The organism is Dactylosporangium sp. CA-052675, assembly GCF_050947935.1.
GTDB lineage: Bacteria > Actinomycetota > Actinomycetes > Mycobacteriales > Micromonosporaceae > Dactylosporangium.
Window position 1 is genome coordinate 9,546,616 of the sequence record NZ_CP192010.1, and the last position, 13,539, is coordinate 9,560,154.

The window sequence follows — 13,539 nt, forward strand, 5'->3', positions numbered from 1 at the left end:
CACGCCAGCACCTCACAGCAAATGGCCACAGGGCCATATATAGCCTCGATCGTCGTACCGAGCCGCTTGGTGCCGTTCTCATGGCCATCGACCTGCTCGCGTTCCAAGCCGAACAGCTGACCCGCCCCGCCAATCCGGTCGCGGCCGCCCTCAGGTCGACCGGTCAACGAAAGCGGCCTCACCATGACGTGGGCCGCCGCGGGCCATCTCCAGTGAGGTAGCGCTCGACTACTTGAACGCGCCCTACAACTCAAGCTCATGCGAACCCAGTAGGCGCCGCGTCGGGCCTACGACGCTCCGGGAGCTAGACGCATGTTCCGAAGCGAGGTCCGAAGAGTTCGCCGCACCATACCTGCGGACCTCCTCGGCACGGCCGCGTGCGATCAACTCGCCACAGTCCCCATCGCCATACACAGGCTCAAAATTCAGGCTCGAGACGTCGCCCGTCCAGCCCAACTCAACCCATTTCCACTGCGGCTTCAACCCGCCGGGCGCAAGGGCGAGGTCGAGATATATGGCATGCCTGTACTCGAACTGATGCTGGATATCCAGGATGGACTCGATGGTCCCGCGACCGACGGAGTGGTCCTCGTTGGTCCTGTCGGATTCGTCGTTCTTCTTGAGCTCGAGAACCAGCAGGTTGTGCTCGGGCCCGGGGAGGCCCCGCCGGTGCACGACAAGATCGGGAGTGACAGTCGGCCGTCGAGAGCCAGTAGCGCCCGCCCGGGGTTCGCTCCACCGCTTGGCATCGACATGAGCACCTGCGCCCGCTCGGCTGTACTCGCAGTCGACATCCCAACTGCGCTCCATGACGCCCTTCAGATGCCACCCCAGTGCGGCGGCAATCGAGCGCTCGCTGCCCACTCCCAGCGGGTGCGGAGCCCGCAAGCTGAGCAGGCGCCAGTCATCGACGATGAGCTTACTCAAGGCTAGGGTGAGGCGCCGTTGAACCGTCCCTCTCTTCATGTCGCCGATGCTGTCATCGAATGAACGGAATTGACGGAATGAGGGCACGACAGAGAACCTGCTCGCACAACCCGATCGCGCAGCCACGATTGGACTGGTCGCTCGCCCTCGTCACGCGCCCGCCGCTCTGCGTTTCGCAGGGGTCGGAGGTAGGCGACCGAAAGAAGCTGTCGAATCGCAAGATCAATCGACGGCCCCACGCCCAAGCCAAGGCGCACCTAGCGCGCAGGGACCGTTCGTCGCGGCCGACGACCTCCAGGCCTCAGGTCAGGCCCTGGCCGGAATGGCAAGAGGCGGGGCTACCGGTATCGGCGACCCCGCCTCTCATGGCGATCTCCCCCGCGCCATGCCAGCCGGCGCGAACTTGACAACGCCCTCCACGGTGGAGCTGACGGTTCGGACGGACGAGCGGCGCGCCTCTTAGCTAGACTGTTAGCTAAGGAGGTCGCAGTGTCCGAAGCAGCCGCGTTCAACATCCACGACGCCAAGACCAACCTCTCGCGGATCATCGACCGCGTTGAGCACGGCGAGGAGATCGTCATCAGCCGGGCCGGCACGCCGGTGGCCAAGGTCGTCCCCTTGAACCGGCGAGTCAACCGCGCCGGCCGGGGCTCGCTCGCCGGCCGCCTCGCCATGGCCGAAGACTGGGACTCATCCGACGTCAACGACGCGATTGCCCGTGACTTCGGCCTGACATCGTGAGCCTTCTCCTCGATACGCACGTCGTCCTATGGTGGCTCGCCAACGATCCGACCCTGCCCGACGACGTCAAGGACCAACTCGATCACGAGCCGGACGTCTACCTGAGCTCGGCAACCGTCTGGGAAGTGACAATCAAACAAGCCCTCGGCAAGCTCCAACCAGCCGACCTACCTGAGCGCGTCCGCGACGCCGGTTTTCGCCCTTTGCCGATCACCGCCGAACACGCCATCGTCGCCGGCCGTCTGCCCCTCCTGCACCGCGATCCCTTTGACCGGATGCTCATCGCCCAGGCCCAGGTCGAGGGCCTGACACTGGCCACCCGCGATCCCGAAATCCAGAAGTACGACGTCAGCATCCTTCCGCTCTAGCGCAGGATCCGCGTCACAGCGCAGGAGTGCGGCAGCCACCGGCCCATTCACTCCCGCCGTGCAGCCGAGCGGCGTGCGCACCTGACGCGACGCAACGGGCATGGGCGAGCGAGGCGGACTTGACGATCGCGCACTTCCAAGCCACCGCAGAGCGCAGCGCCCGGGATGCGTGGCCCAATGCGCTCGGCGTGCGAAGTCCGCGGAAACGACTTCGGCGGCCGGTCCCATCGGGAACGGCCGCCGAAGTCGATCTCCAGTGGAGCTGACGATGTCCTACTTGAACCCGCCGTAGCGCACGGTGCGGCGTTCGGGGGTGTGGGTGGGCGAAGCCTCCCACCGGGGAGCGAGCAAAGCGAGTGCGAAGAATCCGGAACCACAAACGGCAAGCGGCCCCCGCCGTGAAGCAGGGGCCGCCAGTGGTGGAGGTGCCGGGAATCGAACCCGGGTCCTTCGTCGCTTTGTTAGGGCTTCTCCGAGCGCAGCTCGCTATGCCTCTACTCGGCCCCACCAATCACGCGAGCGAGTTGGTGTGACAGGCCCAGTCACAATTGATCTCACCGCACGAGCCCCGTGACCGGACTCGATTGGCCAGCCTTCTAGCTGATGCCGGTTACTGGGCCGAAGGCAATCCCAGACCGACAGATCTCGAACCTGGCTTAGGCAGCGAGGGCGAGATCGGAGCGCTTGTATTCGGCGCTTATAACTTTCCGACGACTGATTCACGAGACAACGTCGGCTTCCTCGGCTCGCTTCCCCTATCGCTACAAACAAAGTCGAAACCAGTCACCCCCGCGCGGGTGGTGTTGGCTGCCGCACCACCAACGGTGCGACGGATCAAGCGTAGCGCCTTCCCGCCACAACTTCATCCCGGTATGGCCGAGCACGTCTGGCGGTCGATTGTGCAGGTGAAGGGCTCGTTGCGTACGCCGAGGCCGTTGACGTCGAAGCGGACCGTAGCCGTGGCGCCCGGCTTCAGCGTGCGGGTCGCGTCGACCGGGGTGAAGGAGATGCGGCCCTGGGAGCGGGTCATCACGGCGCCGGAGACGTTGCTCACGTTCAGGTCCAGCAGGGGGAGCTGGATGATCAGCTCCCAGCCGTCGGCGGTGGCCGTGGTCGTGGCGGGGTTGGTGATGGTGACCGTCACCCGGTACGAGGTCAGGGTCAGGTCCTCGGTCTTGTACGCGGCCGTGAGCCGGGCCGGGGCCGCCGGCGCCGACGCCGGCGGAGTGGGCGAGGGGGTCGCCGACGCCGACGGGGCGCGCGAGGCGGCCGGCACGATCGGGTCGGAGGTCGCGCGGGTCGGGGGCACCACCGCGGCCGGCATCGACGCCTGGGCCGGGCCCTCGCTCGCGCCGCCGGTCTGGGGTGGGCCGGCCGGGTGCAGGGCGGTCGCCTTGCCGATGAGGATGGCGGCCATGGCCAACAGGAGCAGTACCGCGGCGCTCGTGGCGACCGCCTGGCTGCGGCGGTCGGCGGACCAGTCGCGGGCCCCCACCAGCCAGTCCCACGCCGCGCGTACGGCCGGGCCGACGCGGCCGGCGAGCGTCGTCCGGCGCGACGGGGGCGGGGCGGCGGTCGCGGGATCGGCGACCGTGGGATCGGCGGCGGTGACCCGGGCGACACCGGTGGCCCGCGCGGTCAGCACGGCCGCGGCGAAACCCGGCACGGACGTGGTCGGGCGCGGGCCGGCCGTCGAGCGCATGCGCGAGCTCAGGCCGGGCGCCGAGTGGCTGGGGGCGTTGCGCTGGCCCGGGAGGCGGTTGAACACCGGGCCGCCGTCGTTGCGTCGCAGTGTCGTCGGCGGATCGGGCGCCGGGGTCGCGGGCTCCGGGGCGGCGGCGAGCTTGGCCAGGGTGGCGGCCAGCGGGCCGTTGAAGAGGGTGGTGTACGTCGTGAGCAGTACCCGCCGCCGCATCGTCCCCTGCGGCCCCAGAAACCCGCTCTGGGTCATCGTGAGCCGGGTGCCGTCCTCGCGCTCGTGCAACGTCACCGCGACCACGGTGTGCAGGTTGCTGGCCTCCCAGCGCATCACGAGCCGGTGCGGCGCCTCGACCTTGACGATCTGGCCCTCGATCGGGTCCTCGAGCCCGGCGAGATCGGGCGCCTCGAACGTGAACGTGCCGTCGTCGCGGATCATGAACCGGGTCGTCGGGAGCCAGTCGGTGACGAGCTGGGCCTCGGTGAGCGCGCGCCACACCACGGCAGGTGGGTGCTCGAGGTCAGCATCGACCCGAATCTCGGTCACGCAGGGACTATATGGCTTTCACGCATTGCTTGCATTACGGCGGCGAACTACTCACGCGCGGGAGGTGCTTTACTCTGCGTTGCCCTTGCCCCGGCGCCCCATAACGCGAGCGATCTCGCGGTCGGCGTCGCGTTTGGCCAGCGTCTGCCGCTTGTCGTAGGCCTTCTTACCGCGCGCGAGGGCGAGCTCGACCTTCGCCCATCCGTCGGCGAAGTAGACCGACAGCGGCACCAGAGTCAGGCCGCTTTCGCGGACCTTGACCCCGATCCGGTCGATTTCCTGCCGCTTCAGCAGCAGTTTCCGGATCCGACGGGGTGGATGGTTGGTCCAGGTGCCCATCGTGTATTCCGGCACGTGCATCGCGTGCAGGAAGATCTCGCGGTCGGAGATCTGCCCGAACGCGTCCACGAGCGAGCAACGCCCGGCGCGCAGCGACTTGACCTCGGTGCCCGTCAACGCGATCCCGGCCTCGAACGTCTCGAGGATCTCGTAGTCGTGACGCGCCTTCCGGTTGGACGCGACGAGCTTGCGCCCCTTTTCGCGCGGCATCGACCCCTCCTGAGTTGCTCGATCGAAGAGAAGCGTAGCGCGCCCGGCAAGACCATTTCGGCGGCGCGGCCGCAAACGCGCCGTCATCGCCCATCGCACGGCGCCGGCCCACCCAGCCGAACGCCGTACCCGCCAAGGGCGAAGTCCATGACTCGGGTCCGCCGTGGTGCGGACCGTTCCTCCCGCGAGACACCGCTAGGCGCTGGCGCGCCGACGCTGCCACCTCCGCGTCTGGTCGCGCACCCCCAGATCTCCGCGAGCCCAACGGCCCCGACCCTCCGGCGAGACCCTGCCCGGCGCCGCCGCGTTGGTGATACCCCGGATCTGCGCGGCGCAGCAGCCGCGACCCGCCCGCGAGCCCCTGCCCAGCGCCGCCGACACCTCGGCGTCAGTAGCACCCGCGAACCCCTGCCCAGCCCGCCGGCACCTCGGCGTCGGTAGCGCCCGCCGATCTCCACGAGCGCAGCAGCCCCGACCGGCCCGCGAGACACGGCTGCTGCCACCCCGTGAGCACAGCGACCCCGACACGCACGTGATCTTCTCTGCACCGTCGGCCCATGCAGCACGCCTTTATCCCCCGTCAGGCGATAAAAGCGAAATGTCCGGCGCGCCAGCGCCGGACATTTCGCCCCAATCGTCCCCAGGCTCAGCAGAGGCACCCCGGCAACCAGGTCAAAGGCTGGACCGGGCTCCCGTTGAGCCGTACCTCGAAGTGCAGGTGGTACCCGGTCGACGCCCCCGTGGTGCCGACGCGGCCGATCAGCTCCCCGCGGCTCACGCGCTCGCCGACGTGCACGAGGATCGCGGACTGGTGCGCGTAGCAGGTCGCGAGCCCCTTGCCCTGGTAGAGGCCGTGGGAGATGCAGGTGTAGTTGCCGTTGCCGCCCGACGGGCCGGCGCGCACCACGACACCGTCCGCCGCCGCGACGATGGGCTGACCCCCGCCCGCCGCGATGTCGACGCCCGCGTGCAGCTGGTAGACCTTGTACACCGGGTCGAACCGCATCCCGAAGTTGCTCGACTTCCAGCCGTGCACCGGCATCAGGAAGAAGGCCCCGGTCTTCGGGCCGATGACGGTGGTCGGCGGAGCGTTGTTGCCCTTGCCCCCACCGCCCGAGCTCTGCTTCGCCTTCCGGGCCTCCGCCTGCGCCTCGGCCCGCAACTGCTCGGCGACCTTGTCGCTTTCGACCTTGAGCGCCTCGTAGCGGGCGAGCACCGCACTGCGCTCCGCGTTCGCGGTCGCCTCGGCCGCCGCGCTGGTGTCGAGCAGCTGCTGCACGTCGGCCGCCGCCCGCTCCGCCCCGGCCTGAGCCGCCTGCGACTCGGCGAGGCTGCGCTGGGCGGCGTCGGCGGCATCCTGAGCGCGACGCAGCGCGAGCACCGCGGTGTCGCTGCGCTTCTTCGCGTCCATCCGAGCCGCGGTGAGCTCGTCGACGGCCGCCTGGTTCTCCTCGGCGACGTGGTTGAGGTACTCGATGCGCAGCGCCAGATCCGTCGGGCCCCCGGAGTCGAGCACCGAGTTGACCATGGCGAAGCCGCCGCCCTTGTACGCGGCCGACACGAAGACGGACACGTCCTGGCGGGCCTTGTCGACCTGCCGCTTCGCCTCGGCGTACCCGGCGTCGGCCTCCTGGGCGGCGGCGTCGGCGGCGGTGCGGTCGCGCTCGGCCTGCCGTACCGCCGCATCGGCCGCGATCACGCGCCCCTTGGCGTCGGCCAGGCTCTGCTGGGCGCCCGGGAGCGCCGCCTGCGCGCGATCGTGGTCCGCCGCGGCCTGCTGGGCCTTGTCGGTGGCCGCCTCGAGCGTGGCCTGAGTCTCCTGCAACTGCTTGTCGAGCCGAGCCTTGTCATCGCCGGCGTCCGCGTGTGCGACGGAGCCCGGGCCGAGCAGCATGAGCACGACGCCGAACGCGGCGACGATCCGGATTCGGTTCACGGAAGCAACCCTCCAGTACCACTTGAGGGTTACCGTACGCCGGAAAAAGCCCAGAAGTCCGGAATTTCGGTTAAATGCGCCTATCGTGGTGCCCCAACGCGAATGCCCTATCGCGGACGCACCCGCCGCCGGCCCATCACACCGGCGAGCACCGACGTCATGACGGCGCACGGCGCCGAACGCGTTGCCGGGTATCGACCGAGCACCACGAACCGGTGGGCGTGACGATGACGCGGACGTCGACCCGCTCGCGCGCTGCCGGCGACGAGCCGCGCCGGCGGTCGTGCCCCGGGCGGCGGGGCGCCCAACTCGAAGACCGGGAACGCGGCGAGGGCGGACCCCCGCAGTGGGGATCCGCCCTCGAAGGAGCCGCTGGGCCGGTCGGGTCAGACGCGCACGTAGAAGCGCAGCGTGACCCAGGCCGTGATGGCGCTGACCAGGCCGCCGGCGCCGCACAGGACCGGAAGCATGATCCATACGTTGCCCCAGTCCACCGGTAGCAGGACCGTTGTCAGGGCTTTCAGCGAGCCGTCGATGAAGAAGACCTTGGCCGCGACCAGCGCGCCGAAGGCGAGGATCGCGCCGATCAGGCCGGCGAAGACCGCCTCCAGGACGAAGGGCATCTGGATGAACCAGTTCGAGGCGCCCACCAGCTTCATGACGGCTACCTCGCGGCGCTTGCTGTAGGCGGCCACCTGGATCGTGTTGGCCACCAGGAGCAGGGCCGCGGCGCCCTGGACGACGGCGACGGTCAGCGCCAGGGTCTGCAGCGCGCCGAGCAAATCGAAGACCCGTTTCAGCAGCTGTTTCTGGTCGATGATGTCGCTGACGCCATCCTGGGTCCGGAACTGGTCGCTGAAGTCCTGGACCTTGTTCGGGTCCTTCAGCTTGATCCGGAACGACTCGGGCAGCGAGTCCTGCTTGGTCGCGGCGACGAGGTCGGGCGCGTCCTTGAACTGCTCCTGGAATCGCTTCCAGGCGGCTTCCTTGGTCTCGTGCTCGTAGGACTTGACCAGGCCGTTGGACTTCAGTGCGCTCTCGATGCTGGCGCGCTGGTCGTCACTGACGTCGGCCTTGAGGAAGACGGACACCTCCACCCGCTGGTAGAAGAAGTCTTCCATCTTGCCGACCTGGAAGAAGAGCAGCAGGCTCGCGCCGAGCATGGTCAGCGACACGGTCATCGTGATGATCATCGCGATGGTCATCGTGACGTTGCGCCAAAGCCCGGTCAGGACTTCGGTCAGGATGTATCTCACGCGCATCGGGTGGGGGTTCCTTCCCAGCGGGCCCAGCAGGAGGACGGGGGGCGGTGCGGACTAGGGCTGGGGTCAGCCGTAGACACCGCGCGGCTGGTCCCGCACAATCCGGCCACTTTCAATCTCTACGACCCGGCGGCGCATCTGGTTCACGATGTTGGAGTCGTGGGTGACCATGACGACCGTGGTCCCCGTCCGGTTGATCCGGTCGAGCAGTCGCATGATCTCGATCGACGTGTCCGGGTCCAGGTTTCCGGTGGGCTCGTCCGCCAGCAGGATCAGCGGCCGGTTGACGAACGCCCGGGCGACGGCGACGCGCTGCTGCTCACCGCCGGAGAGCTCGTGGGGGTAGCGGTGCTCCTTGCCGCCGAGACCGACGAGCTCGAGCACCTCGGGGACGACGCGGCGGGCGACGCCCTTGGACTTGCCGATCACCTCGAGGGCGAACGCCACGTTCTCGTAGGCCGTGCGGTTCGGCAGGAGGCGGAAGTCCTGGAACACGCAGCCGATCTGGCGCCGGAAGGCCGGGATCCGCCACGAGCGCATCGACGTCACGTCGCGCTCGTTCACGACGACCTTGCCCCGGTTCGGGGTGACCTCGTGCAGCAGCAGCTTGATGATCGTGGATTTGCCTGAGCCGGAGGGACCGATGAAGAAGACGAACTCGCCCTTCTCGATGTTCACGGAGACATCGTCAAGGGAGGGGCGAGACGCCTTCGGATACGTCTTCGTCACGTGGTCAAGCCGAATCACGGGAGGTGAGTCTACGCGGTGTGACAAGTGGGCCAAGTACACGCGGTGCGTCATGCGCGATTTGCCAGGAATGCGAACCCGAACCGGGGACGCGATCAGCAGGGCAGCGCTTGATTCCCGCATGCGAATGTGACGTACAACACTTTTTTGCCGCGACCCGACGGAGTCACCGTCAGTGATTGACGGACTCCAAAGAGATGATCAAGCGCGAAAAGGTGCCGTTATGCGGCCGGGTCGAGCTCCCGCTGCTTGCGCCAGCGGATGCCCGCGTCGATGAACGCGTCGAGGTCGCCGTCGAAGACCGCGGTCGGGTTGCCGGTCTCGTGCTCCGTGCGCAGGTCCTTGACCATCTGGTAGGGGTGCAGGACGTAGGAGCGCATCTGGTCGCCCCAGGAGCCGGCCACGTCGCCGCGCAGGGCGTCCATCTTCGCCGCCTCCTCGGCCCGCTTGAGCGCCAGCAGCTTGGCCTTGAGCACGCCCATGGCGGTGGCCTTGTTCTGGATCTGGGAGCGCTCGTTCTGGCAGGAGACCACGATGCCGGTCGGGATGTGGGTCAGGCGCACCGCCGAGTCGGTGGTGTTGACGCCCTGGCCGCCGGGGCCGCTGGAGCGGTACACATCGACGCGCAGCTCGTCGTCGGGGATCTCGACGTCGTCGGTCTGCTCGACGACCGGCACGACCTCCAGCGCCGCGAACGAGGTCTGGCGGCGACCCTGGTTGTCGAAGGGGCTGATCCGCACGAGGCGGTGGGTGCCGGACTCCACGGACAACGTGCCGTAGGCGAACGGGGCCTTGACCGCGAAGGTCGCCGACTTGATGCCGGCCTCCTCGGCGTAGGAGGTGTCATAGACGTCGGTCTCGTAGCCGTGCCGTTCCGCCCAGCGCAGATACATCCGCAGGAGCATGTCGGCGAAATCGGCCGCGTCCACCCCGCCGGCGCCGGCGCGAATGGTCACGAGCGCCTCACGGGCGTCGTATTCGCCGGAGAGCAGGGTGCGCACCTCGAGGTCCGAGATCGACTTCGTCAGCCCGGTGATCTCCTCGGCGACCTCGGAGAGCGAGGAGGAGTCGCCCTCGGCCTCGGCCAGCTCGAGCAGAACCTGGGCGTCGTCCAGCCGCGACCGCAGCGACTCCAGCCGGTTGATCTCGCCCTGGACGTAGGACAGGCGGGACGTCACCTTCTGCGCGGCGACCTGGTCGTCCCACAGGTTGGGAGCCGACGCCTGCTCCTCGAGCGCGGCCTTCTCCTTGCGCAGGCGATCGAGGTCGAGGACCGCCTCGATGTTGCGCAGGGTGCCGTCGAGGTTCTTGAGGGATTCGGCGTGGTCCAGAGCAGTCACGCATCAAGGGTACGCCGAGGCGCCCCCGGCTATTTGCCGGGCGCGCTCTTGAGCCAGGTGAGTGCCGCCTTGTGATATCCGACCGCGAAGTCCAGCGAGGCCGCGAAGAAGTCGTCGCCGGACTTCTTGGCCTCTTTGGCCATTTCGCGCGCCTCGGTCAGCGCGGCATTGTGGTATTCGGCCGCCTGCGCATAGACGTCCTGCAGTTGTGCGGCGGACTGCTGCGCCCCGAATGCGACGCGCAGCGCCACCGGATTGCGCAGGGCCTCGCGACCGGCCGGCTCCGACAGCCACCGCGCGAACGCGCGCTTGCCCGCCGGCGTGATCGCATAGGGCTGGCTGGAGCGCGCGCCGGGCTTGCCGAGCTTGACGTATCCCGAGTCGGCCAGGGCCGGTAGCTCCCGGTAGACCTGGCTGCGCGTCATGGACCAGTAGGGCCCGAGCCGGCGCTGCGCGGCCGCCATCAACTGGCCGCCCGTCATCGGTCCCTCGTGCAGGAGGCCGAGCAGCGCAGCCGCGGTCGCGTTGACTCCAGAATCCGCCATAGCCCCACGCTGTCATCTTTCGCCAGCGCAGTCCAGCATTTCGGCAAATCCACTGTGAACTGTCGCGCTGCGACTGTCGAGTTAGGACGGCCGGACGGAGCTGCTCATTGCTTGAAGGTCGGGAATGCGGGCATCGACGGCATCGGGGGGAACGACGGCATCGGGTCGCCGAGGCCGGGCAGTCCGGTCTTCGTCGGCGCCGGGGTGCCGGGCTTCTTCGTCGGCTTCTGCTCGCCCGAACCCGGGTTGGCCGTCGGACCGGGGTCGGCCGTCGTCGGGGTCTCCTCCGGTGTGGCGCTGACCGCGGGCACGGCGCCGGCCGAGCTCGACGCGGCAGGCGCCGGCGTGGTGGCGTTCACCCGCTTATCGCCGGTATTGCCGGTTTTCGGGGTATTTCCGGTCAAGAGCAGCGCGCCGACCGCGAGGATGACGATGAGCAGCAGGCCGCCGCCGATCGCGGCGAGGACCCGGCGCTGCCGCTTCTGCGTGTCGGAGCGGCGGGGCGTGTCCGGGTGGCCAGGCGTGTCGGCGTGGCCGGGCGTGTCGGCGTGGCTGGGCGTGTCGGACTCGCCGAAGTCCTCGAACAGACGGTCGGCGGTCTCCTCCGGCGTCGCCGGGGCCGGCTGCGCGAACGGGACGAACGGCGCGACAGGGACAGTCGGGGGCTCGGGAGCCGCGACGATCTCGGTCGGCGGCTCGTCACCCACCGGCGCGGACTCGAAGCGCAGCTCCGTCGGCGGCTCGTCGGCGGACGCGGCGCGCTGCGGCGGGATGATCATCTCGGCCGCGTCCGGCCCGGCCCACAGCGGCGTCCCCGCCGCGGCGGCCGCGGCCGCCGGGTCGGCCTCGGAGGGAGCCGAGTCCGAGGACTGCTCGGCTTCGGGGGCGGTCGCGGCGGGAGGCTGCTCGGACGGTACCGATGCCGAAATGACCTGCGTGGGAACCTCGGCGACGCCGTGGGGCTCGGTGGGCCGCTCCCCGATCGGCACCGCCATCATCAGCGCGGCGGACGCGGCCGCCGGCGAGGTCGGGGCGGTCGGCAGCGGCACCCAGTCGACGCGCCGGACCGGCGCCTGCACGGGCGCGGTCAGCTCGGCCGAGCGCTGCCAGAACGTGACGGCCTCGGCGGGCAGCCGGGGCAGCGGCTCGAACCCGTCGAGGGCGCCCTCGGCCGCGCGGAGGCGCCCGACGATCGAGGCCGCCGTCGGACGCATGCGCGGGTCGATCTCCATGCACGCCTCGATCACCGGCCAGAGCGCGGCCGGCATGCCGGGTGGGGGCACCGGCACGCAGTCGGCGTGGCGGCGCAGGACGTCGTTGGGCGAGCCGCCACGGTACGGGCTGCGGCCGCAGATCAGCTCGAAGAGCACGACGCCGAGCGCGTACACGTCGGCGGCCGGGCTCGGGGAGCCCCCGGCGACGACCTCCGGCGCCACGTACTCGGGCGTGGCGTGCGTCGGCCCGGCCGGGCGGTCCAGGCGCCGGGCGACGCCGAAGTCGGCGAGGCGCACCGGCCCGCCGTCGGTGGGCACGAGCAGGTTCCCCGGCTTCACGTCGCCGTGGACGATGTTGTTCGCGTGCACGTACGCGAGCGCGTCGGCGACCTGCGCGACCACCTCGGCCGCGACCGCGGGCGGCAGGGGACCCTCGGCGCGCAGCCGGCGGCGCAGGTCCGGCCCGGCGACGAGCTCCATGGCGATCGCGAGCACGTGCTTGTCGCTGACGAGGTTCTTGACCCGGATGACGGAGGGGTGCTCCAGCCCGGCGAGCAGTTCGGCCTCGCCGAGGAAGCCGTCCTTGAGCTCGGACACCTCGGCGGCCTCGGACCGCAGCACCTTGACCGCGACCCACTCGCCGGCCTGCGTGTCGTACGCGCGCCAGACCGCGCCGATCGCGCCCCGGGCCACCTCCGACTCGAGCCGGTAGCGGTTGCCCAGGATCGTCTTCGCGCCCGTGACCGTCTTCATGACCGTCCCTCCCCTTACCCGAGACGGTAGGCGAGGGCCGCCACGCCCCGGCTCCCCCGCCGGGCCGGATGGCACAAACCGGGGAGTCGGCTACATCCGGCTGCGCAGCTCCCACAGCTCGGGGTAGAACCGCAGCTCGACGCGGGAGCGCAGGTACGCCCCGCCGGCGCTGCCGCCCGTGCCCGCCTTGGTGCCGATCTGGCGCTCGGCCATGAGCACGTGCCGGGCCCGCCACAGCGACCAGGCCTGGTCGTGGGCGAGCATCGCCTCGGCGAGATCCCACAGCGGGCCGTAGCGCTCCCGGTCCCGCGAGATCGCCAGCAGCGACTCGACGCGCTGCTCGGCGTCGTCGACCGCGAAGCCGTGCTTGCCGAGCATGGTCAGGAACGCCTCCCACAGGCTCGGCTCGGCCAGCCGCCGCTCCAACCGGGCGCGCTCGAGCTCCGACAGACCGCGGAAGCGCTGCAGGTACGTGTGATCCTTCAGCCCCGACAGGAACTCGATCTCGCGGAACTGCGCGGACTGGAACCCCGAGGCCGGGGACAACTTGTTGCGGAAGCGCAGGAAGTCCTGCGGGGTCATGGTGTCGATGACGTCGACCTGGCCCACGAGCACCCGCTCGATCGACAGGCACCGCTCGAGCCGGACCCGGGGCAGATACGTCTCGCCGTCCAGCAGGCGGTCCCGCGCGTTCTCGAGCTCGTGCAGCACCAGCTTGAACCACAGCTCGTACACCTGATGAATCGTGATGAAGAGCAACTCGTCGTGCGCGGGCGGGCTGGACTCCGGGACCTGGGCGTCGAGCAGGCCCGACAGGCGCAGATAGTCACCGTACGTGAGGCGGCCGCCCTGCTCCCCGAAATGCGCATCGGTCCAGTTGCCGGCGGCGCTGCCGGCAGATTCGTTGGTCAC

General features: G+C 69.6%; 12 protein-coding genes and 1 other RNA gene. 2 read left to right on the forward strand and 11 right to left on the reverse strand.

All coding sequences use genetic code 11. From position 1 onward, the window contains the following. Nucleotides 1-243 precede the first annotated feature (243 nt). Nucleotides 244-1,014, reverse strand: coding sequence for a hypothetical protein (locus tag ACQP1P_RS42855; RefSeq protein WP_433080352.1), 771 nt, complete (start codon nt 1,012-1,014; stop codon nt 244-246). Nucleotides 1,015-1,416: 402 nt separating this feature from the next. Between ACQP1P_RS42855 and ACQP1P_RS42860 the strand changes: the two genes are divergently transcribed. Together ACQP1P_RS42860 and ACQP1P_RS42865 are read left to right on the forward strand one after the other, a co-directional pair. Further along, nucleotides 1,417-1,668: a type II toxin-antitoxin system Phd/YefM family antitoxin gene (locus ACQP1P_RS42860; protein ID WP_433080354.1), complete on the forward strand. Its 252-nt coding sequence runs from the start codon at nt 1,417-1,419 to the stop codon at nt 1,666-1,668. Then, nucleotides 1,665-2,036, forward strand: coding sequence for a type II toxin-antitoxin system VapC family toxin (locus tag ACQP1P_RS42865; RefSeq protein ID WP_433080356.1), 372 nt, complete (start codon nt 1,665-1,667; stop codon nt 2,034-2,036). The genes ACQP1P_RS42860 and ACQP1P_RS42865 overlap by 4 nt, the downstream gene beginning before the upstream one ends. 417 nt (nt 2,037-2,453) lie before the next feature. Here ACQP1P_RS42865 and ssrA read toward each other — a convergent pair. The 10 genes from ssrA to ACQP1P_RS42915 all read right to left on the reverse strand — a co-directional run bounded on the left by ssrA (nt 2,454) and on the right by ACQP1P_RS42915 (nt 13,539). Then, nucleotides 2,454-2,827, reverse strand: a transfer-messenger RNA (tmRNA) gene (gene ssrA / locus ACQP1P_RS42870). A gap of 71 nt (nt 2,828-2,898) precedes the next feature. After that, entirely contained in the window at nt 2,899-4,281 is a 1,383-nt protein-coding gene (locus ACQP1P_RS42875; protein WP_433080358.1) for an SRPBCC family protein, read from the reverse strand. 69 nt (nt 4,282-4,350) lie between these two features. Further along, a complete protein-coding gene (smpB, locus tag ACQP1P_RS42880; RefSeq protein ID WP_433080360.1) occupies nt 4,351-4,830 on the reverse strand; it encodes an SsrA-binding protein SmpB in 480 nt (159 codons plus the stop codon). A gap of 646 nt (nt 4,831-5,476) precedes the next feature. Beyond that, a complete protein-coding gene (locus ACQP1P_RS42885) occupies nt 5,477-6,766 on the reverse strand; it encodes a peptidoglycan DD-metalloendopeptidase family protein (protein ID WP_433080362.1) in 1,290 nt (429 codons plus the stop codon). 386 nt (nt 6,767-7,152) lie between these two features. Then, complete coding sequence (gene ftsX, locus ACQP1P_RS42890; RefSeq protein WP_433080364.1) at nt 7,153-8,028, reverse strand: permease-like cell division protein FtsX; 876 nt, start codon at nt 8,026-8,028, stop codon at nt 7,153-7,155. Nucleotides 8,029-8,094: 66 nt separating this feature from the next. Then, a complete protein-coding gene (ftsE, locus tag ACQP1P_RS42895) occupies nt 8,095-8,775 on the reverse strand; it encodes a cell division ATP-binding protein FtsE (protein WP_190251422.1) in 681 nt (226 codons plus the stop codon). A 221-nt stretch (nt 8,776-8,996) separates the two neighbouring features. Then, nucleotides 8,997-10,115 (reverse strand): peptide chain release factor 2, encoded by a 1,119-nt coding sequence (prfB, locus tag ACQP1P_RS42900; protein ID WP_433080366.1) that lies wholly within the window; start codon nt 10,113-10,115, stop codon nt 8,997-8,999. Nucleotides 10,116-10,144: 29 nt separating this feature from the next. Continuing rightward, the gene (locus ACQP1P_RS42905) at nt 10,145-10,660 is read right to left on the reverse strand and encodes a PadR family transcriptional regulator (RefSeq protein WP_433080368.1); all 516 of its coding nucleotides are present in this window, start codon (nt 10,658-10,660) and stop codon (nt 10,145-10,147) included. Between the two features lie 104 nt (nt 10,661-10,764). Beyond that, nucleotides 10,765-12,627 (reverse strand): protein kinase domain-containing protein, encoded by a 1,863-nt coding sequence (locus ACQP1P_RS42910; RefSeq protein ID WP_433080370.1) that lies wholly within the window; start codon nt 12,625-12,627, stop codon nt 10,765-10,767. A gap of 90 nt (nt 12,628-12,717) precedes the next feature. Then, nucleotides 12,718-13,539, reverse strand: a complete 822-nt coding sequence (locus ACQP1P_RS42915) for a tryptophan 2,3-dioxygenase (RefSeq protein ID WP_433080372.1) — start codon at nt 13,537-13,539, stop codon at nt 12,718-12,720.

Coding starts and splice junctions, on each gene's coding strand:
- smpB (WP_433080360.1), bottom strand. CDS start 4,830: ATGCCGCGCGAAAAGGGGCGCAAGCTCGTCGCGTCCAACCGGAAGGCG.
- ftsX (WP_433080364.1), bottom strand. CDS start 8,028: ATGCGCGTGAGATACATCCTGACCGAAGTCCTGACCGGGCTTTGGCGC.
- ACQP1P_RS42905 (WP_433080368.1), bottom strand. CDS start 10,660: ATGGCGGATTCTGGAGTCAACGCGACCGCGGCTGCGCTGCTCGGCCTC.
- ACQP1P_RS42910 (WP_433080370.1), bottom strand. CDS start 12,627: ATGAAGACGGTCACGGGCGCGAAGACGATCCTGGGCAACCGCTACCGG.